General features: G+C 51.1%; 17 protein-coding genes and 1 tRNA gene. 8 read left to right on the forward strand and 10 right to left on the reverse strand.

From position 1 onward, the window contains the following. On the forward strand, positions 1–932 hold a 932-nt coding region (locus tag FTO68_RS04300), incomplete at its 5' end, for an IS1634 family transposase (RefSeq protein WP_255332148.1). Positions 933–1,046: 114 nt separating this feature from the next. Here the strand turns inward: FTO68_RS04300 and FTO68_RS04305 are convergent. From FTO68_RS04305 to FTO68_RS04320, 4 genes are read right to left on the reverse strand one after another with little or no spacing between them, the layout of a single operon-like run. Next, positions 1,047–1,811 carry a P-type ATPase actuator domain-containing protein gene (locus FTO68_RS04305; protein ID WP_255332149.1) on the reverse strand — a complete coding sequence of 255 codons (765 nt, stop codon included), beginning with the start codon at positions 1,809–1,811 and terminating at the stop codon, positions 1,047–1,049. A gap of 38 nt (positions 1,812–1,849) precedes the next feature. Then, positions 1,850–3,499, reverse strand: coding sequence for a radical SAM protein (locus FTO68_RS04310; protein WP_255332150.1), 1,650 nt, complete (start codon positions 3,497–3,499; stop codon positions 1,850–1,852). Then, on the reverse strand, positions 3,489–4,109 hold the full coding sequence (locus FTO68_RS04315) for a 6-hydroxymethylpterin diphosphokinase MptE-like protein (protein ID WP_255332151.1): 621 nt from the start codon (positions 4,107–4,109) through the stop codon (positions 3,489–3,491). Before FTO68_RS04315 ends, FTO68_RS04310 begins: the two co-directional genes overlap by 11 nt. Then, entirely contained in the window at positions 4,099–5,571 is a 1,473-nt protein-coding gene (locus FTO68_RS04320) for a DHH family phosphoesterase (protein ID WP_255332152.1), read from the reverse strand. Before FTO68_RS04320 ends, FTO68_RS04315 begins: the two co-directional genes overlap by 11 nt. A gap of 108 nt (positions 5,572–5,679) precedes the next feature. Between FTO68_RS04320 and FTO68_RS04325 the strand changes: the two genes are divergently transcribed. Next, a tRNA-Lys gene (locus FTO68_RS04325) sits at positions 5,680–5,753 on the forward strand. A 403-nt stretch (positions 5,754–6,156) separates the two neighbouring features. Here FTO68_RS04325 and FTO68_RS04330 read toward each other — a convergent pair. Further along, positions 6,157–7,134: an ABC transporter ATP-binding protein gene (locus tag FTO68_RS04330; protein WP_368659869.1), complete on the reverse strand. Its 978-nt coding sequence runs from the start codon at positions 7,132–7,134 to the stop codon at positions 6,157–6,159. A gap of 65 nt (positions 7,135–7,199) precedes the next feature. On the opposite strand from FTO68_RS04330, the gene FTO68_RS04335 reads away from it, so the two are divergent. The 3 genes from FTO68_RS04335 (at position 7,200) to FTO68_RS04345 (ending at position 11,075) form a co-directional block, all read left to right on the forward strand. After that, a complete protein-coding gene (locus tag FTO68_RS04335; RefSeq protein ID WP_255332153.1) occupies positions 7,200–9,011 on the forward strand; it encodes an ABC transporter permease family protein in 1,812 nt (603 codons plus the stop codon). After that, the gene (locus FTO68_RS04340; protein ID WP_255332154.1) at positions 9,008–10,081 is read left to right on the forward strand and encodes an ABC transporter permease; all 1,074 of its coding nucleotides are present in this window, start codon (positions 9,008–9,010) and stop codon (positions 10,079–10,081) included. The genes FTO68_RS04335 and FTO68_RS04340 overlap by 4 nt, the downstream gene beginning before the upstream one ends. A 349-nt stretch (positions 10,082–10,430) precedes the next feature. Further along, the gene (locus FTO68_RS04345) at positions 10,431–11,075 is read left to right on the forward strand and encodes a HepT-like ribonuclease domain-containing protein (RefSeq protein WP_255332155.1); all 645 of its coding nucleotides are present in this window, start codon (positions 10,431–10,433) and stop codon (positions 11,073–11,075) included. 33 nt (positions 11,076–11,108) lie between these two features. Here the strand turns inward: FTO68_RS04345 and FTO68_RS04350 are convergent, their stop codons facing one another. After that, a complete protein-coding gene (locus FTO68_RS04350; RefSeq protein WP_255332156.1) occupies positions 11,109–12,080 on the reverse strand; it encodes a M48 family metallopeptidase in 972 nt (323 codons plus the stop codon). 86 nt (positions 12,081–12,166) lie between these two features. On the opposite strand from FTO68_RS04350, the gene FTO68_RS04355 reads away from it, so the two are divergent. The 3 genes from FTO68_RS04355 to FTO68_RS04365 are packed head-to-tail and all read left to right on the forward strand — an operon-like array spanning position 12,167 to position 13,677. After that, on the forward strand, positions 12,167–12,535 hold the full coding sequence (locus tag FTO68_RS04355) for a Mov34/MPN/PAD-1 family protein (RefSeq protein WP_255332157.1): 369 nt from the start codon (positions 12,167–12,169) through the stop codon (positions 12,533–12,535). Position 12,536: 1 nt separating this feature from the next. Further along, complete coding sequence (locus FTO68_RS04360) at positions 12,537–12,983, forward strand: FAD synthase family protein (RefSeq protein WP_255332158.1); 447 nt, start codon at positions 12,537–12,539, stop codon at positions 12,981–12,983. A gap of 49 nt (positions 12,984–13,032) precedes the next feature. Beyond that, complete coding sequence (locus FTO68_RS04365; RefSeq protein WP_255332159.1) at positions 13,033–13,677, forward strand: DUF2284 domain-containing protein; 645 nt, start codon at positions 13,033–13,035, stop codon at positions 13,675–13,677. On the opposite strand, the gene FTO68_RS04370 is transcribed toward FTO68_RS04365, so the two are convergent. The 4 genes from FTO68_RS04370 to FTO68_RS04385 are packed head-to-tail and all read right to left on the reverse strand — an operon-like array spanning position 13,667 to position 18,443. After that, positions 13,667–15,049: a PAS domain S-box protein gene (locus tag FTO68_RS04370; protein WP_255332160.1), complete on the reverse strand. Its 1,383-nt coding sequence runs from the start codon at positions 15,047–15,049 to the stop codon at positions 13,667–13,669. The genes FTO68_RS04365 and FTO68_RS04370 overlap by 11 nt on opposite strands. Further along, positions 15,049–15,510 carry a response regulator gene (locus tag FTO68_RS04375; protein WP_255332161.1) on the reverse strand — a complete coding sequence of 154 codons (462 nt, stop codon included), beginning with the start codon at positions 15,508–15,510 and terminating at the stop codon, positions 15,049–15,051. Before FTO68_RS04375 ends, FTO68_RS04370 begins: the two co-directional genes overlap by 1 nt. Then, positions 15,503–17,167 (reverse strand): PAS domain-containing sensor histidine kinase, encoded by a 1,665-nt coding sequence (locus FTO68_RS04380; protein WP_255332162.1) that lies wholly within the window; start codon positions 17,165–17,167, stop codon positions 15,503–15,505. The genes FTO68_RS04375 and FTO68_RS04380 overlap by 8 nt, the downstream gene beginning before the upstream one ends. Next, positions 17,151–18,443, reverse strand: coding sequence for an iron-containing alcohol dehydrogenase (locus tag FTO68_RS04385; protein ID WP_255332163.1), 1,293 nt, complete (start codon positions 18,441–18,443; stop codon positions 17,151–17,153). Before FTO68_RS04385 ends, FTO68_RS04380 begins: the two co-directional genes overlap by 17 nt. Positions 18,444–18,546: the final 103 nt, after the last annotated feature.

Consider the following 18,546-nt stretch of genomic DNA (forward strand, 5'->3'; position numbering starts at 1 on the left):
CTGACCCGATCAATATCCCAATTGGGATGACAATCGAACCTGGCAATCTCAATGATCAGACCCACTTCAAGAAGACCTATCGCCAGTCAAGGAATCGGCTCAGAGAGGGATCTCTGGTGATATTTGACAAAGGAGCGAACAGTGTCGCCAATACCCAGATGATCCGGGCAGATAATCTCCAGTACATCACCGGAAAGAAGCTCAACAAAAGCGACGACAAGATAATCGCCGAATTCGAGACATATAATCCTCAGATGGTTGATGAGGAATCAGGGATTAGTGGGATTAAAATCGAGAAGCCGAACAGTACGAACTATCTCTATTTCTCAGAAAAGCTGCAGAAAGAGCAGCTGGAATCCAGAGCCAGAAAAGTCGTTCGAGAGATAAAAGAAGCAAAGGCCATTCAGGAAAGTATTGACAAGAATAAGGCTCTTCCAAAACGATTCCGGATAAACAATCTTCTTGTTGATGTGGATTACTCCATCCAGACAAAGTTGATTGAACTCTCAGAAGATGATGCTGTCAGGCTTCTTGAAGAGAAGTTCATCACTGGGAGAGAGGGATTCTTCTGCCTGAAATCGAGTAAGAATTTGACACTTACTGAAGCCCTTCTGACCTATCGAAAAAAGGACTCGATCGAGAAGATATTCAATTCACTCAAGAACGAGATCGAGATCAAACCATTGCGCGTATGGACTGATAACAGCATTTATGGCGCTCTAATCATTGGGTTTATCGCACAATTGTTTGTCTCCCTGATCCGATTTGAGATCCCTGAACTGAAGCATACGTCAACGAAATTCATCAAAACGGCGCTATTGAATTTGACAGTAACCGTTGATTCGTGGATGAGGAAGACAAAAAGGTTCATTCACTCCAATTTTGATGCCATTAACACGATGGTTTTACGGCATAATTGGGCAGTTACATGAATTTTTGATAGGAAAATCATCAACTGTCAAATACTGTTTCCTGATGAAATTCTGGAAAAAATAGATCACGGTAGTGAATGCTGTCACTGGGTGGCTGAACCCAAAGTGGCAAACTTAGGTTGCAAAGACTTCCATCCTGATGACGATCGGGGGTTTCCCCATCGCAGAAGAACTAACAGAAGCAGCGATCTTTCCGATCTCGGTCTTTGTCCCGGTTCCCGTTACAATCCCGGTGCCCCTTCCTGACATGACAGTCGTGCCTGCATATGCCATGTTGGCACGATCCGCCACCGGAGTGTCTGAGGGAAGAATGGGCGTCTTCTTCTTTGCCGCCTCGGATTCACCGGTGAGGAGCGATTCGTCAATTGCGAGCGAGGATGCCGAGATGATCCTGAGATCCGCAGGCACCCTGCTTCCCGATTCAAGGAGAACCAGGTCGCCCGGGACGAGCGCTTCTGCCGGTAATTTTTCTTCCCGGCCCCCCCTCTTCACACGGGCATAGATCTTCAGCATCTGCTGGAGCGCTGCTGCACTCTTCTCTGCTTTCCACTCCTGGATTGATCCGATCCCCGAGTTTAAAAAAATCACAAGAAAGATGAAGATCGCATCCGTCCAGTCTTCAAATGCGATTGAGAGAATGCCTGCTGCGAGGAGAATATAGATGAGTGGGCTTGCAAACTGCCTCAGAACAATAATGAATGCCGGGGTCTTCTTCCTCTCGGGCAGGCTGTTTCTGCCATATGTCAGGGACCGGGACTCTGCCTCCTCCTCAGTAAGCCCCTCATCTCCGGTATCCAGCCTCCGGCGGATATCGCTGATTGTGAGTGTGTGCCATTCTGCAACATGCTCTTCATCCTCAGTCACCGGGGATGGTGGCATACACTCTACTTCTCTGTCCTGATTAATTCACCTTGCGATCAGAAGAAGGTGATCAGGTGGTCGATCCTGGTTCCGCCGGTTGCCTTCTGCCATTCCTGCAGACTTCTGAATGGGCGTTTTGCAAGGATCGTGGCTTGTGTTTTTTTCCCGATATCGGGAAGCGCTTTTATGGCAGATGCCGGTAGCCGGTTGACCGGAACCGGGCAGGGGAGGGCGGTCAGTGATCTGCTCCCGTACCCGACAACGGCGGCATTGGTGAGGCTCCGTTCTTCCAGTTCAAGAGGGAGGCCGATCAGGATCGGGTATGTTCCCATCTGGCGGGCAAATGAGGTTTTGCCTGGGATCTCAACGACTGCATCTCTCAGGATGGTGCCGATGGGAAAGACGCGGGCAAGCATAACGGGATCGAACTGCTTCCGCGTCCATTCCTTGAAAGACTTAAATGCGCTATGGTGCTGATCAAGGGTATTCTCATCATATGCCCGTGTCCCCTCAAATGGCATCAGCTGCCGGATGTTCACCCGCCGAACAGCAAGATCTGATCTGATGAGCTCTTCAAGGAATGATTGGTTCAGCTGGTAGGTTTCCCTGGTCTCGCCAGAGAGACCGCAGACGAAGTTTAATCCTGGAAGGAGATGGGGAACGCCGTTGTCGTCACGGATACCTCCTATTTCGTTGACAATCCGGATTGCATCCCTCATCTGATCGGGTGTTGCCTTGAGGTTATTTGCAGTAATCACAGCCGGATCGGCGGTCTCCATGCCGAATGCAGCGATATCCCCGGGTGTGTGGAGCTCGACGATAGCTGTGAGCGCTTCGCGGGCTGCCTCTTCATGCCTCACAATTGTTCCGGGATTCACATTGTCGATATGCAGGGTTAAGAGATCCGGAGCTGCCTGCCGGATTGCCGCGAATAGGGAGCGGATCTTTTCGGGATCGGGGCGTGGAAACTCGCTCCCGGAACTTCCATAGGCAAGGAGGTCAGGCTGGCGCCCGATCCGGAAATGCCGGACACCGTTTCCAGCAAGAGCAGCAACCTCCTCCTCGATCAGGTCAACCGGCCGGTACCTGGGGCTGCCGTGGAAGGGCTCGGTGCAGAAGGAACACCCCCCTGTAAGAGCACGGGAGCACCCTTTCGCCGTCTCAAGCTCCAGCATTACATACGGGAAAAGAGGGTGTTGCGGCACAATATCCGCCCCGAGGATACTCCAACGGCAGCTCTCACCGTAATCCTCCTCTCCGTGCGGCTCTTTGCCGGAAAGGAAATGGTTTAAGGCTGTTGCCGGATCGCCGATGAGGGGTGCAGTATATCCGGGTATAGGCTCTTTCACCGCCTTCTTTCCACCACCAGTTGAGATACCATAATTGATCGGTCCACCAAGAAGGAGTCTGCTCTTCTCGAAAAGAGATCCGATCTGCCTCAGTTCCGTTTGCGTGGCGGGTGTTCCGGTAAGGTATTTTCCGGGTACGGTCTGCCCGGCGATCACCACAACTAGTGAAACCGATCTGAGTGACTGGAGTTCGTGGGGTGCGGATCTGATCTGATCGATCGTCCTGTACTGCACCCGGTATCCGGCTTCAATGAGGACGCCTGCGACTGTCCGGATATAGGGTGATATATATGGCGGGACGCCGAGGCAGGCGGGTTCGTCAACATACCCGTCAATAAGTACGGCATCAGAGGTCATAGCCGATCATGCCAAGGAGCCTGCGTGCCCAGAAGAGTTTCCCTTTCTTCATCGGATCGACTGAGGTATCTGAGAGATCAAACCCGATGAATATGAGGCGAGCTGCCCCCAGCGCATCTGCGGCAAAGGCGGCACGGTCGCCATCGGTGAACCCGCCGAAGTTATGGATATGCGGGAGCGGGGCTGCCTGCGTTGTTCCGATCAGGTGGCCCGGAAACCGTGGCACCCATCTCCGGAGGAGCGGCATATTATCGCCATGGGCATGGATGGCAATGAGTGTCCCTCTCTCATTCATTGTGATGAAGGGATCGTCTGCCCCATCCAGATCTGTGAAGATGGCATCAGGGAGAATGCCTGCATTGTGAAGCACAAGTGCAGCGGCATCTGCTGCGATAACAACTCCTTCTATCCTGTCGAGTTCAGATGCAAGGCAGGGGGCATTGCCGCAGATTGTTGTAGTCTTCCCTGAGATGAGCGTTTGAAGTGTGTCAATATCATCACGTGGGAGGAGCTCTGCGAGCACGGCTCGCGCGTCTTCATCAACGGCGCGATCAAAACCGAAATAATCCAGGATCTCCGTATAATATGGTTCCCAGTCTTCAAACCTCATTTTTATCTCCATTATCATCGATGCCGACAATCTTGGTAAAGAGATTTAAAATGGGATCAATGATCATGTCAAGGAGTTCTTCCTTGTCACGGATGAGGGAGAAATAGTTCAGGGGGATGGTTGCGGCAGCCATGGTTCCGTGTCCCCCGGCATCCCCGAACGAGCCGAATGCCTCTTTGAGGACATTGCCGATATGCACCCTGATATCCTTGTTCCGTGCGGAGATGATGATATGCTGGTCGGTGATCCCATAGACGAGTGCGGTTGTTACGCCTTCGAGGTTCACCAGCATATCAGCTGCCTGCGGGATTGCGTCCCTGTTCCGGAGGTAGCCGACATTTGCAAAGAGAAAACCGTTCTTTATTTTTCGGCTTGTTATGGCGTTCCCCATCACATCAATTGTTTCCTGTGAATATGACGGGGACATGATCTTCTCGAGGAGATCTGCATCTGAGAGGGGGAGGAGGTATGCGGCATTATAAAGATCATTGGAGGTTACTCCACGCCGGAACTCCCGGGTGTCTGCCCGTATGCCATAGTAGAGTGCGGTTGCGATCTTAGTATCCACATTAATATCGAGTTCCTGGAGGTATTGGGCGAATATGCTGGCAGTTGCACCACTCTCAGGGCGGATATCCATGAATTTCGGCTTTTTCTTCAGCTCAACACCGTCTGAGCTGTGGTGATCGATGATGATGTCAACAGTAAGGCCCGGATCCAGATCATTATTGACGCCGGGTGCTGCGCAATCAACAAGGGCGAGATGGGTGCATTCCTTCAGCTTCTCAGGGGTGATCTTCTCCATCTGGATCTCAAGAAGGTTGACGAAGGCGCGGTTCTCCTGGTGTCCGACATTTCCGTCAAAAAGGATGACACATTTCAGTTCGCCTTTGGTGGCGCCCTGAGCTATGGCACAGAGTGCCATAGCACTGGAGATTGCATCCGGATCGGGGTTTCGGTGTGTGATGATGCCGAGCGTTCCGGTCATCCCTTCAAGCAGAGAATATAGCTGTTGTGCGCTCCGTGCGGCAATAAGTCGCTTCATGTGGTTGACAGCTGATCTCGCCACCACCTGCTGGGGATACAGCACGACATCCGCCCCTGCCTCGACGAGTTTGTCTACAGAGAAGAGATCAACCGCACGCGCAATACAGAATGCCTGCGGATGGCACTTCTTCGCCAGTGCAACTGCGCTCAGATTTGCCTCTTTATTGCTGGAGAGGATGAAGATAATCTCGGGGGTGGGAAGGTCTTTGAAGAGATCGGGGTCGGCTATGTCATGGGCTATCGCCTGATATTTATGGTCTTTTAAGTCCTCAACCCTTTTTTCGTCAGAGTCGACAACTACGATATTATCGGTTTCTTTGAGGAGTTCCTCTATGACATTGTAGCCGATGCTTCCGCACCCAAAGACCATGTATCTGACAATTGGTTTTGGGTCACCCTTCCCACCATCAGCCATACCGTACTCTGGAACCTCCAATATTATAATGGTGATTGGAGGTGCCGTTCAGGTCATTTTCATAAGGCATAAATAGTCCTGGCTATAACGATATTAAGTCAAAACACTGGGCCTGTGGCTTAGTCAGGCATAGCGACGGACTCTTAATCCGTCGGTCAGGGGTTCAAATCCCTTCAGGCCCGCTTTCTTTTCGTGTTTTAAGGTCGTATTGGTCGTTATTTGGATTGTTTTGTGTTCGGTATTCGTTTTAAGCGCATATATCGCACTATCGAAGAATCGAGAAGCGTTAAAGTCTGCTTTCTTGATAAATTCATCATGATCCGGGTCAATAGTGAGAGATAATCGTTTCCTGATTCTCACCTTTAAAGGGTAGATATCATATTTAGCCTTTGATTTCATTCTCTTTTCCCCTGTGCGAACATGTGCGTACACTCACGTCGTACACAATGGCAGTTATGGAGATTTGTTTCTCTCTCTCTCTCTCTCTCTCTAACCGGGAGGAGTGGCTCAGGGGGGTTTGGATCTGTATGCTTTGTTTTATAGGCTGGTGTATCTCTGGAATCAGGTGCATCATGCAGGCATGCTTCAAACCGCCATCAGCATCTCTTCAAGAGTCGGGTACCGTGATTCTATCCGCTCAACATTCCCGCCTGCGGCATCAATCTGTGACGTGATCCGATTGAGCTGATCGATATCCTTTGCAGTTGATACAAATCCTCCGTCATCCTGCGAGAAGAGGAGGTGCTCCCCAAGCGATTCAGGTTCCCGTATCCTGAAATGTATATAATAGGTGAGGGAGCCGAACTGCTCTCTTAGCTCGTCCATTGTCCCGAATGCAACTTTCTCACCTTCGGAGAGTATCATCACGATATCTGATATCTCCTCCACCTGGAAGAGGTTGTGTGCAGAGATGATGATCATCTTCCCTTCATCACGAAGCTTCCTGAAGTACCCGGTGATAAACCGTGAGCTCATCGGATCGAGGCCTGATGTTGCCTCGTCATAGACGAGTATCGTCGGGTCATGGAGGAGTGAGCGTGCGATAGCAACCTTCCGCCGCATCCCTTTTGAGAGCTCCCCGAGCTTTTTGCCTTCATCGTCAAGGTTCAGTGAGGAGAGGAGCTCCTCAGATCGCAGTTTAATCTCCCTCCGGGGCATGCCATAGATCTCCCCGAAGAATGACAGGTACGAGGATATCGTCATCGTATCATACAGGCGTGACTCTTCAGGCAGGTACCCGAGCCGTTCCTTCAGCGCATTTGGATCTGCAATGACATTGATCCCATCGATCTCCAGGGTGCCTGATGTGGGGGTGAGCAGCCCTGCACATATCTTCAGGAGTGTCGTCTTACCTGCCCCGTTATGCCCGATTATCCCGAAGATCCCGTTCTTATCAATATCAAAGTCAACTCCTTTCAGGGCGACAAACGAGTCAAACTCCTTTTGAATATTGCGGGCATGGATCATGTTGAAACGATCATCCTCCGGATATATTAAGAGTGCCGGAAGAATACCCTGGCTGCTGGCAGTGCAGATCCACTGTATCGGGAGAATGGATCGCAATTCCAGGTTCTGCCAATATCCTGATGCCGACTCTTTTATAGAAGAAATGTCCTATGTAGGCGTGCATGAGGATAGGGTATCTCCATCAGATCGCTGTTGTGGCACGGTGGGAGCTTTTGCGTACCCTCTCCACGATGGGCAGGGGTATCCTGCCCGCCGCAATTATCCTCTTTGTTCTCCTTATTGCTGCGTCGGGCCTTGCAGCCGAGCGTGGCATCCATATCCAGGATGGGATATACCGGCTTGGTACAGACAACGTACCTGCCGGGGAGGTGATCGCAGAGGATCCCAGGTTCATGGTCTTTATCGATTCCGGGGCATCTCTTTTGAATAACCGGCTCTTTTATGATATCATCATCCTTGGGAGCGAGGTCTATGTCCAGGATACTGAGAAGGGGCGTGCCGCGCTCACCTCGCTTGAACGGGTATTTGAGAGCTACTCTGCTTTCATGAACGTTCAGGAGCCCGATCTCTATGCAGCATATCCGCTCTGGATCGATCGCATCTATGAGAGGAGCGAGTTAGACTTTTCTGCAACACAGAGCGGACAGCGTATCTCCCCGCTCCCGCAGACGGATGCGCCGCAGCCGTCAGGCCCAATCCTTCCTATTGCTACACCACAAGCATCTGTTCCCTATGAGCCTGATCAGCTGAGATCCGGAATTTCACGGGCTGCTGCACAGGATGACACCGTGAGCAGGTACACTCAGCTTATCGCTTCTGATTCTGAGCTTGGCTCATTCAGGACACCAAATCAGCTTGCCCCGCCCCTCCCCTTCGACTCGATCATCCTGATCTTCGTCTTCATATTCCCACTTTACTTCACGTCCCAGTTTTTCATGATGAGTATCATGAACGAGCGGATCGAACGGAAAGGCGAGGTCCTTCTCTCAGCCCCATACCGTCCCTCAGCCATCATCCTCGGAAAGGCGCTCCCCTATTTCGTGATGATGCTGGCAATATCCATCCTTCTCATCATGATCAGCTCCCTCCCCCCAAAAACCATCCTTCCGCTCATCCCGGTGATCCTCTTCTTCCTCTCTGCGGCTCTCGTCATTGGCATGCTCGCTCGTAGCTTCAAGGAACTCTCCTTCCTCTCGATCTTCTTCTCAACCATCGCCACGTCATACCTCTTCTTCCCAAGCATCTTTGCCAATGTTCACATAGTCTCGCTTATATCTCCACTCACCCTGATCGTTCTTGAGATCCAGGGCGATCCATTTACCCTGACAGACTACTTCTATTCAACGAGCCTCTTCTACCTGACTAGCGGCATCCTCCTCTATGCTGGTGCCGTGAACTTCAATGAGGAGCGGCTCTTCTCCCTTCACCGCCTGATCCCCCGGACAATCGAGTTCATATCAGCGGGGATATCGAAGACATACCCGCTCATCTCACTCTTTCTGCTTGGGGGTCTTGTTATCCCGTTTGTCTTCATGGTGCAGCTGATGGGCCTCGTCCTCTTCTTCAACCTCCCGATGCCGCTCTCCCTCCTCCTCCTGATCGGATATGCCGCTGTCACAGAGGAGGTGGCAAAGTCAGTCGGAATCTATGCACTGGCAAAAATCCTCCCTGGCGGCCTCACCTGGCGTCATGCAATCTTCGGATCCGCCGCCACAGCAGTTGGTTTTCTTGCAGGAGAGAAGCTTCTCCTCTTTGCAACAATTGCACAGGTCTCGGAGTCTGTGTTTGGAAGTATCATGTTCCTCTCTCTCCAGGTGCTCTGGATGCCGTTCTTACTCCATGCAGGGTGTCTCGCAGTCGTCGCTGTCGCTCTTAAGGGTGGAGGATTCCGATGGTATCTGCCGGGCATTGCTCTTGCCACCATCATCCATGTGGTCTATAATCTTACTGTCATCGGGGTGATCACTGTATGAAGAGCAACAATGTCCTGATCGTCACAAAAAAAGAACTCTTTGGGATCTATGCAGAGAAGACGATCGTCTTTGCGATCCTCCTTCAGCTCTTCATTGCACTCTTCTCATCATTTTTGATGGTCGGGCTGACAACGATGTACGATCCAAATGCACTCTCCGGGTACCAGGGTGTTGAGTATGGAATCGGATATGTAGGGTCTGATGGCGATCTTTATTCGATCATCGATGGTCGGCGTGATCTCAGGGCATACGGGATGGATCTGAACACTGCAATTGCCTCTTTGAAAGAACGGCAGCTCTCGGCCGTGGTCTTTGTCCCGGATACTCCCCCTGACGCAGAAGGTCCCATTCTGGTAACCCTCTACATGCTCCAGAATGATATACAGTCGGCGATTGTTGAGGTGAAGATGAAAGAGGCGTTTCTTGCCTACGAGGAGGAACTCAGGACCCTACGTTCAGATAGGCTGACACTGAACCCCATACGGCTGAACTTCCCGGATTCCGGAGGGAGATCAAACTATTTCGAGTTCGTATTCGCTCTCTTAATTCCGCTCCTCGTCTTCATGCCCGCGATCATCTCGGCAGCGCTGATCATCGATCTCATCACCGAAGAATATCAGTCTGAAACACTTGAGACCCTTCTTTCGACGACTGTCACCTATGGGGAGATGCTCTGGGGGAAGATACTCGCCTGTATAGCGATCGTGCCTATCCAGTCAGGGGCATGGCTTGCACTTCTGGCGGCAAATGGTATTGTTGTGCAGCACCCGCTTGAGATTCTGCTTCATGTCATCTGCGGATCGCTTATCCTGATCATAATCGGGGCATTCTGTGCGCTCCATTATCGTGAGAGGACGAGCGCACAGTTCATCTTCTCAACCGCGGTTGTGGTGATGATCATCATTGCGATGTCGGTTCCCTACAATCCCTTAAATCTCATAGTCAGGCTGGCAGTCGGAACAATCGGATCTCTTCACTGGATTGTCCTCTCAGGCGTCCTTGCCCTTGCTCTCTTCCTCTCCATTCTGCTGACCCGCTATGCAGGCAGGATCAGCCGCCTGCCACGGTGAGCGGTTGAGGGGGGTGCGCCGCCGGATCCCTCTGGAAAGAACTATATCTGAGCACTGCAAGGTAAACATAATTATATGTACCTTTCATATAATCCTGATCTCATCGTGTATATACTTCTAACAGCGGCAATAGTTATTCTGCTCTTCTTTTTGTTCATCTCCCTGCGCATGATTTTATCACTGTCCAGGGTAAGGGATATGAGGCGAAAAAAAGAGATGGAGGCGTTTGTTACTCCTCTCTCCGAAACCCCGAAAAATCGGTTCCTTCAGGATATGGGAAAAAAATAGGTGATCCTAAATAGTCATATCTACTGAAGATAGTACTATGAATACCCGGAGGCAGGCATAGGTGCGATCGAGAAAGGAGGTTGTCTCCATTCTGAAAGGATTGAAAGCCGAGATGTCCTCCTCTTTCGGGGTGACGCAGCTTGGTGTCTTTACTCCGCCCATACCTGGCGATGACGCGCTCCACGTGGTCGCCGCGTTCTCCGAGGATCGTGATCTTCTTGATATGGCCGCCCTCAGCTGTTTTATTGAGAAGATGGCAGGCCAGAAGGTCTCCCTGATCTCCCTGAAGGGTTTGCGGGATGAACTCACACCCTGTATCATGCAGGCAGAACCTCTGACAGCTACGCAGGTGATCCTCTTTCAGAAGGAGATCGCCAGATCGATTGCTGATATCGAGCTTTTATGCCGCGGAATCATCTATGAAGTCTTCATCTCGGATGCAAAGACCAGTAACGCTGTCCTCTCGCATCTCAGGACAATCGGCATGCTCTCTGCATGTATCCCTAAAGAGAACAAGGCAATATCACCGACTGTGCCCTGGGATGCTCTGGAAGCGCTACCTGCTATGATCTCACCCTGCTATGGAACCGATCTCAGGCTCGTCTGGAACCTTATCCAGCGACGCCTCCCAGGAATCAGGCAGACAATTGATGGCCTGCCGGGGATGAAGGGTGATGTGGAGAGTAAAAGACGGCGTTTCTTCTGAGGTACATTCCCCTTCACTTTCCATCCTCATCTCTCAGAAGCAGTACTGCATCCCGTCTCTCTGGAGCCAGTCATGGAGTTCCTTGTATGCAGGGAGCAGGGATGCCACCAGATCCCAGAACCGCTCCTGATGGTTCCTTTCCACAAGGTGGCAGACCTCGTGGATGATGGTATATTCCAGGTATTGCGGTGGCGCCATTGCAATCCTGAGATTGATAATGATCCCGTTCCCTGGAGTGCATGATCCAAACCGCCGTTTCTGATAACCAAAACGCACCCGTGGGCAGGTGACACCTAACGCATCAGCCGATCGTTGTGCAATTTCTTTGGCAACCGGAAGGATTTCATCGGCATAGCAGTTCATCACCGCCTGACGGATCATGGGAAGCGACTCATGAGGTTTTTTTCCCTGAGGGAGGTTTATCCAGAGTTCATCTCCCCTGATCCATGCAGAAAACATACTGCCAGATTCCATCTGCCTGATCGAGAGTGCCTTTCCCTGAAATGGGATCGTCTCATCCTCCGCATACTGTCTGGAGAGCATATTCTCACGCCAGATCCTCTTCTTCGAACGGATCTTCTGAATCCATGCTGATACATCTTCGATCGATCTTCTGGCCTCTTCAGGGGTGAGCAGAACCGGGGATCGGATCTCGATTCCGAGATCATCCCGGATGGTGATGGCAATCCGCTTCCTCTTCCTGTTGATAGTGATGTAATAGGGTATCTCTTCCCCGTCAAGTGCCACGGCTCCATTACGGAATGTGCCGCTTTTATCATTCTTCTGAAAGACCGAGACAATCCAGGCTTCGTTTGCCTCCAGAAACCGTTTGGCTGCCTTTTCTGTCATAGGAACGGGAGCTTCCAGGAGGAGCCTTCCATCATCTTTTGAAATGATGCATGGGTATTTTCTCCGCCTGTTAACCAAAAAAGAATAGGTGATGGCAATGCCGTCGATCAGAAACTGCCTGTCCTGCTCTTCCCCTTCCGTACATTTGCTTCCCATCAGGGATTCATTTGTTGTGAAGTGGGAAGAAACCACTTTATCATCTCAATAGCTTTCATAGTGTCCTGTGAGAAAGAAATTAAGAGATGATGATCCATGCCATCAGCAGCGATACGCTCTCTACACTTATTGAGATGGCAAAGAGCCAGCACCCGCATGAGTTTGTGGCTCTCCTAGATGCAGAAAACGGGGTCTTATCCGGCATCAACCTCCTCCCCGGCACCCGCCTCGATGAGCGGAGCGCCTCAATTCTCACCGATATGGTCCCGCTTGGAATGTCCTTTTCAGGCAGCGCCCACAGCCATCCAAATGGTGTTATCGTACCCTCTGATGCTGATATCGGCTTCTTCCCCCGCTTTGGCTCCTGCCACCTTATCTTCGGATACCCATATGGCCCGGACGACTGGCAGGCTTTTTCACGGGATGGATTACGCCGCAGCCTTGAGGTGATCTGATTTGACACGGATTGTTGCAACCGGGACTTTTGATATCATCCATCCCGGCCATCTTTTCTATCTGGAGCAGTCACGGGCGCTTGGGGACGAGTTATATGTCATTGTTGCGCGCGAGCAGAATGTGAAACATAAGCCAAAGCCGATCATCCCTGAAGATCAGCGGCTTGCTATGGTGCTTGGATTGAAGCCTGTCGACCATGCTGTTCTTGGAGATCTGACAGATAAATTTCGTCCCATCAGGGAGATCAAACCCGATATCATCACCATAGGGTTCAACCAGCGGTTCACCTCCGAAGATCTTGAAGCAGAGCTGAAGAGAGAGGGGCTGGATATCCGGGTCGTACGGGTCGGAGAGTTCCGGACATGCAAACTCTGCTCATCACGGCAGATCATTGACAGGGCTCTGCTCCAGCGCGGGTATGTGCCTCTTGGAAACGAGCAGACTTGATAACAATATTTATCATCTTTTCCGCATAGTCCACCTCAGGTGAAGTGAGATGGCTGTACGTAGCCTTGACGATGAGATTAGCCTCCTCTCATCATATGCAGAAGAGATGGGAGTTCTTCCGGCGGTTATCCCGGTTGAGGATATCGTTGTTTCAGACTGGGTCAGGATGAAATGCCGTTTCGGGTGCAAAGGGTATGGAAAGCACCTGAGTTGTCCGCCATATACCCCGGATCCAGAAGATATGCGTCGTATTCTCCTTGGATACAGAACCGCACTCCTTCTCAGGTTTGATGGTGACCCCGCCCATCCCAAGATCCATCCTGAGGATATACCACTTGATTTCCATCCCTTCTACCGGGAGATGATACTCTGGATCTGGGATGCGGTCTGGAAGCTTGAGAAGATGGCATTTTATGACGGCTACTACAAGGCCTTTGGATTTGGGGCATATCCCTGCATCTTCTGTGATGAATGTGTTGTGGAGGAATGGGAGGGTCCGGTTGATGAGAGTATCAGGAGATCCTGCAGACAGATGGATCGTGTCCGGCCGAGTATGGAATCTGTCGGGATGGATGTCTTTGCCACGGCGAAAAAGGTGGGATGGGATATTCAGCCGATCCCCTGTGCGGGATATGAATATGGAAAGATTGAGCACGGAGATATCCGTTCGGTTGCCCTCCTCCTCATCGAGTGAGATACCCGGGTTCCTCAAAACTACCGATGTTGTAATGCCTTCTGAGGAATTTCCTAACGTTTTCCGAGTCGATCCAGCCACGATCGAGCTGTTTGATGATCTCATTGATCCTGTCCACCTGCTTCACAACCTCATCGGTTGTATCGTCCGTTGAAAGGGCGGAATAGCCGAGGATCACCTGGAGCGGATTCCTGATATGATCGGCTAGGATTGCAAACTGCTCGATATTCCGGTCAATCTGGAGAAAAGCCTGTATCTGGCTGCGTTCAAGTTCTTTCTTATCCGTGATATCATTACAGATAAAGATAGAACAGAGCGGCATACCCTGATTGTCCAGCACAAGGTTAGCAGAACAGAATATGGAGATTGTCGAACCATCCCGCCTCACAAGCTCCATCTCACCCGACCATCTTCCTTTCTGCATCACTTCGGAGAAGAGGACGCTAAAAGTGAGATTGTCATGTGTCAGTTCACCAATCTGTTTTTGGTACATCTCTTTCCAGGAGCCAAGATGAAACATTTCCAGGAAGGACCTGTTCATAAATGTGAGGTCCCCGGTGAGATTCGTGATGATGATGCCATTCATTGAAGAGACGATTGCTGCCTGCTTGATCCTCAGATCCCGCTCTGCTACCTTCCTCTCGGTGATATCCCTGATCACAGCCGAGACCGCATTGGGATAGCCTTTCATTGCTATCCGGCTTATGCTCACTTCTATTTCTCTCTCTTCTCCTTCTTTTCGCCGGATTGTACTTTCAATGCGATCAGCTGTTCCAGAGAGGATTAAGCAGCCAGGTAACAGATCATCGATAGACATCGATAAAATCTCATCCCCGGTATATCCAAGTATCCCTGAGACCATCTCATTAGACTCTATGATCGTTCCTGTACTCCTGTCAATAATGAGGATTCCCTCAGATATCTGCCTGACCAGGTTTCTGTACCGTTCCTCGGAATCTCTGAGATCTTCTTCTGCCCGCCTCCTCTCTTTTCGATCGATCGCCTCTTTTAATGCACGGGAGATGGATGGAGCAAGGCGGATGAGATTGTCCTTCATCACATAATCGTCTGCACCTGATTTCACGAGGGCGACTGCCGCCTCTTCACCGATGGCACCGGATACGATGATGATGGGTATGTCAAGCCCTTCCTTCCTGACGATTGATATCAGCTCCTCCCCGCCAAAACCCGGCATATGGTAATCTGAGAGGATGATATCCCACTCCCTGGTATGAAGCTCCTCATGCAATCTCTCCCTGGTCCATATTCTGACCATATCCGGGGCATATCCACCTTTTTTCAGTGCCCTGATGAGGAGGAGCGCATCATCCTCGGTGTCTTCGGCAATGAGCACACGGAGCGTAGATTCCATTATGGTGTCCCCGGCAACGGGTTTGTGTTCAGGAGCAGCCAGTAATTTCCGAGGGTTCTCACCGCCTCAACAAATTCGGTAAAATCAACAGGCTTCCGGATATAGCTATTGGCACCGAGCTTGTAGCTCCCGATCACATCTTCATCTTCAATCGATGTGGTGAGGATAATGACAGGAATAAGCTGTGTTTTCTCCTCACTCCTGATCTCCCTGAGTACCTCAAGCCCGTCAACTTTTGGGAGTTTGAGATCGAGGAGGATAATCACAGGAAGATCCTCCTGCCGCCTCTCTGCATATGAGCCACGGGCAAAGAGGTAGTCGAGCGCCTCCTGTCCATCGCGACATACAGCGATTGGGTTGGCAATCCTGTTTTTCGAAAAAGCCCTCAGGGTCAGAAGCTCGTCATCTCTGTTATCTTCAACGAGCAGAATGGTACCTTTTGAGATCACAGGTTCATTCATATTCTGTTACTTCTTTTGTGCCGAGAGTGAAATAAAAGGTTGCACCCACACCGATCTTTCCTTCGGCATGTATCTCGCCATGGTGTTTCTGAATGATCCTGGCTGTTGTGGCAAGGCCGATTCCTGTTCCGGGGAACTCATCAGTTGTGTGGAGCCGGGAGAAGGGCAGGAAGAGCTTCTTTTCATATGCCATATCAAAACCATCCCCGTTATCGGATATGATATAGGTGGTCTTCTCTCCATCCTTCTGCGAATAAAACGATATCTCCGGCGAATCCTTTCTGCTGGTAAACTTCCAGGCATTCGAGAGGAGGTTCCAGAGAACGCTCCGCATGAGCCCCCGGTCTGCGGAAACGACAATACCCTCTTCGATCGTCACCGTAGCGTGTTCACGCGGCTCCTGCTCTTGAATCTCATTTATCACCTCATGTGCCAGATCCGAGAGTGAGAACTCCTGGCGCCTGAGCTCTGCCCGTGAGATTCGTGAGAGGAGCAGGAGATCATCGATCAGAGTTCCCATTCTCTCTGATGCCGATCGAATCCGTCCAAGATATTCAACAGCCTCGCCAGATAATTCATCACCATAATCCTCCTGGATCGCGAGTGAAAATCCGTTGATACTCCTGAGGGGTGCTCGCAGGTCATGAGATACCGAGTAGGTGAAGGCTTCAAGTTCATTGTTCAGGGTGGCCAGTTCATGTGTCCGTTCGAACACCCGTTCCTCAAGCTGTTCATTTAGTTCCCGGAGCTTCTCTTCTGCCCGGCGGCGAAGGAGGATCTGCCAGAGCGACTCACCCAGGTAGGTGGCAACGCGGAGGTCAAATTCATCATATGGGCGTTCTTTGCCCTTCAGGGAGATGACCGCAACAACGCGCTCTCCTTCTGAGATTGGGAGGTACATACCTTCAGGGTTTTCACCGATGATCGGTATGCCCTCTCTGATTACACGCTCCCATGGGCCATTCTTATCTGCCCGGGACAATCTTTCCATTGCAGGGATCTCATCAAAGGATGAGGAGATGGAAAAGAAGCTCTCATCCGGCGAGAGGATTGCACAGTATGCATCACTGCTTTGTGTCAGTGCCGCTGCTTCCCTGAGGGCAGCAGAGAGGATATCGTCTTCAGGTGCATGCTGGATGGAGCTGATCCTAATAACCGATTCGAACATATCTTTTGTCCTAATCAATGTCCGCTCCGCTGACCGCTGCCTGGTGATGTCGCGGATGATCGCGATTCTGTATTCTTCTCCACCAAAGATCGCATGATGCATCGTTATCTCAAGTGCCATCGGCTCCCCGTTGTCTGACGGGAGATTATCGATGATTACCATGCCTTCATCAGACTCCTGCACCCTGGCATACCAGGCGACTGAATTGTCCGGGTTCCCACGAAGCTGCATGTTGCGGAGCTCTTTCTGCTGTTTTTTCAGCAGGTGGCAGGTTTCTTGATTCAGGTCGACGATGGTGTCGGTCTTTGGATCAATAATGATGATACCAACACTGATCTGATCAAGAATAAACCGAAAACGCTCAAGCTCAAGAAGACGGACGCGTAACTCCGGATAGTAGCTCTTTCTGAAGGAGGTTTCTCCCAGTCCGAGGATCTTTTCACGGAGCCTCAGCTGTTCTTCCAGCGTCTTCTCAGAGCGCCGATTCATAGAGCTGCCTTACCTCCTCACCTGTTGGCAGGTGCGGGTTTGTCACGATGCATCCATCCAAAACGGCATTATCCGAGAGTACCGGAATATCTTTCATGAGCACTCCCCGATCGCCAAGTGTTCCTGTTATGCCAACCTCTCCTGCAAGCTCCTTTAATCTGCTGATGATCGCGTCTGCTCCGAAGGGGTTCCGATCAGCAGATGATAATCCGAGGATCTCACCGATTGTGTCGTACCGCTCCTGTGCGAATGGATAATTATAACGGATGACCGCCGGGAGCAGAAGGGAGTTTGCCTCGCCATGCGGAAGATCATAGAGTCCGCTGATTGGGTGTGCCATCGCATGTATGAGCCCGAGGCTTGCATTTGAGAAGGCGAGTCCTGCATGAAGGCTTCCAAGCATCATCAGGCGTGCTGCCTCCCTGTTGTCCCTCTCCCTGTATGCAATGGGCAGCGCAGCAGTAATCATACGTATTGCCTCAAGGGAATGAAGATCGGTCAGGCTTGAGCTGCCGGTTGATACATATGCCTCAATCGCATGGGTTAGGGCATCAAATCCACAGTACGCAATGAATCTTTCCGGGAGTGTCGATAACAGATCGGGATCGACAAGAGAGACATCAGGTATAATCGTCTTGCTGATGATCCCGAATTTCCTCGCCTTCTCCTCTTCGGTGATGATAGCAAACTGAGACACATCGGCAGAACTGCCTGCGGTCGTCGGGATGCAGATGAGGGGGGGGCCCATGTGGCGGATCTGGTCAACCCCTTCATAGTGTTGAATAATACCGCCATTTGTAGAGAGGATGGCGATTCCTTTTGCACAATCCATCGGGCTGCCGCCGCCGATTGCAAGGATACCATCGCACCCGTTGTCACGATACATGCCTGTGCCTGCATCCACCTCTGTGGTGCGGGGATTCTCAGAAACCTGGCTGAAGATTGTGGCGGATATTCCTTCGGATTCTGCAGCAGATACAATCTCTGATGCCCATCCGGCCCGGATAACTCCGGGATCCGTAACGATGAGAACATGGGCAACCCCAAGATTATCGAGATAGTGGACTGCCTGCCTCCGTGCTCCTTCCCCGAAGATCACTTCCGGCATCACAAACTTTCTGAGTGTATCACCTGTCATCACTTCAACCTCCCCGATTCCTGCATCTCTATGTATCGCCGGGAATTGAAAACAGTTGTGGGAAAAAGGAATGGTGCCGGGTGCGTACATGCCGATGATGAGGAGATGACGGTACGCCTGGGTGCCGGCACCTCCCATTGCCAAGGTGTGGGACGTGCCATGAATTGACGCGCCCGGTCTGGATGGTGTGTCCTGATGGGACAAAATAGTATTGCAACTCGTATTAGTTAATACTTTTCAT

Origin of the sequence: Methanocalculus taiwanensis, assembly GCF_024372745.1 — an archaeon.
GTDB lineage: Archaea > Halobacteriota > Methanomicrobia > Methanomicrobiales > Methanocorpusculaceae > Methanocalculus > Methanocalculus taiwanensis.

Coding starts and splice junctions, on each gene's coding strand:
- FTO68_RS04305 (WP_255332149.1), bottom strand. CDS start 1,811: ATGCCACCATCCCCGGTGACTGAGGATGAAGAGCATGTTGCAGAATGG.
- FTO68_RS04310 (WP_255332150.1), bottom strand. CDS start 3,499: ATGACCTCTGATGCCGTACTTATTGACGGGTATGTTGACGAACCCGCC.
- FTO68_RS04315 (WP_255332151.1), bottom strand. CDS start 4,109: ATGAGGTTTGAAGACTGGGAACCATATTATACGGAGATCCTGGATTAT.
- FTO68_RS04320 (WP_255332152.1), bottom strand. CDS start 5,571: ATGGCTGATGGTGGGAAGGGTGACCCAAAACCAATTGTCAGATACATG.
- FTO68_RS04335 (WP_255332153.1), top strand. CDS start 7,200: ATGAGGATAGGGTATCTCCATCAGATCGCTGTTGTGGCACGGTGGGAG.
- FTO68_RS04340 (WP_255332154.1), top strand. CDS start 9,008: ATGAAGAGCAACAATGTCCTGATCGTCACAAAAAAAGAACTCTTTGGG.
- FTO68_RS04350 (WP_255332156.1), bottom strand. CDS start 12,080: ATGGGAAGCAAATGTACGGAAGGGGAAGAGCAGGACAGGCAGTTTCTG.
- FTO68_RS04355 (WP_255332157.1), top strand. CDS start 12,167: ATGATGATCCATGCCATCAGCAGCGATACGCTCTCTACACTTATTGAG.
- FTO68_RS04365 (WP_255332159.1), top strand. CDS start 13,033: ATGGCTGTACGTAGCCTTGACGATGAGATTAGCCTCCTCTCATCATAT.
- FTO68_RS04370 (WP_255332160.1), bottom strand. CDS start 15,049: ATGGAATCTACGCTCCGTGTGCTCATTGCCGAAGACACCGAGGATGAT.
- FTO68_RS04375 (WP_255332161.1), bottom strand. CDS start 15,510: ATGAATGAACCTGTGATCTCAAAAGGTACCATTCTGCTCGTTGAAGAT.
- FTO68_RS04380 (WP_255332162.1), bottom strand. CDS start 17,167: ATGAATCGGCGCTCTGAGAAGACGCTGGAAGAACAGCTGAGGCTCCGT.
- FTO68_RS04385 (WP_255332163.1), bottom strand. CDS start 18,443: ATGGGAGGTGCCGGCACCCAGGCGTACCGTCATCTCCTCATCATCGGC.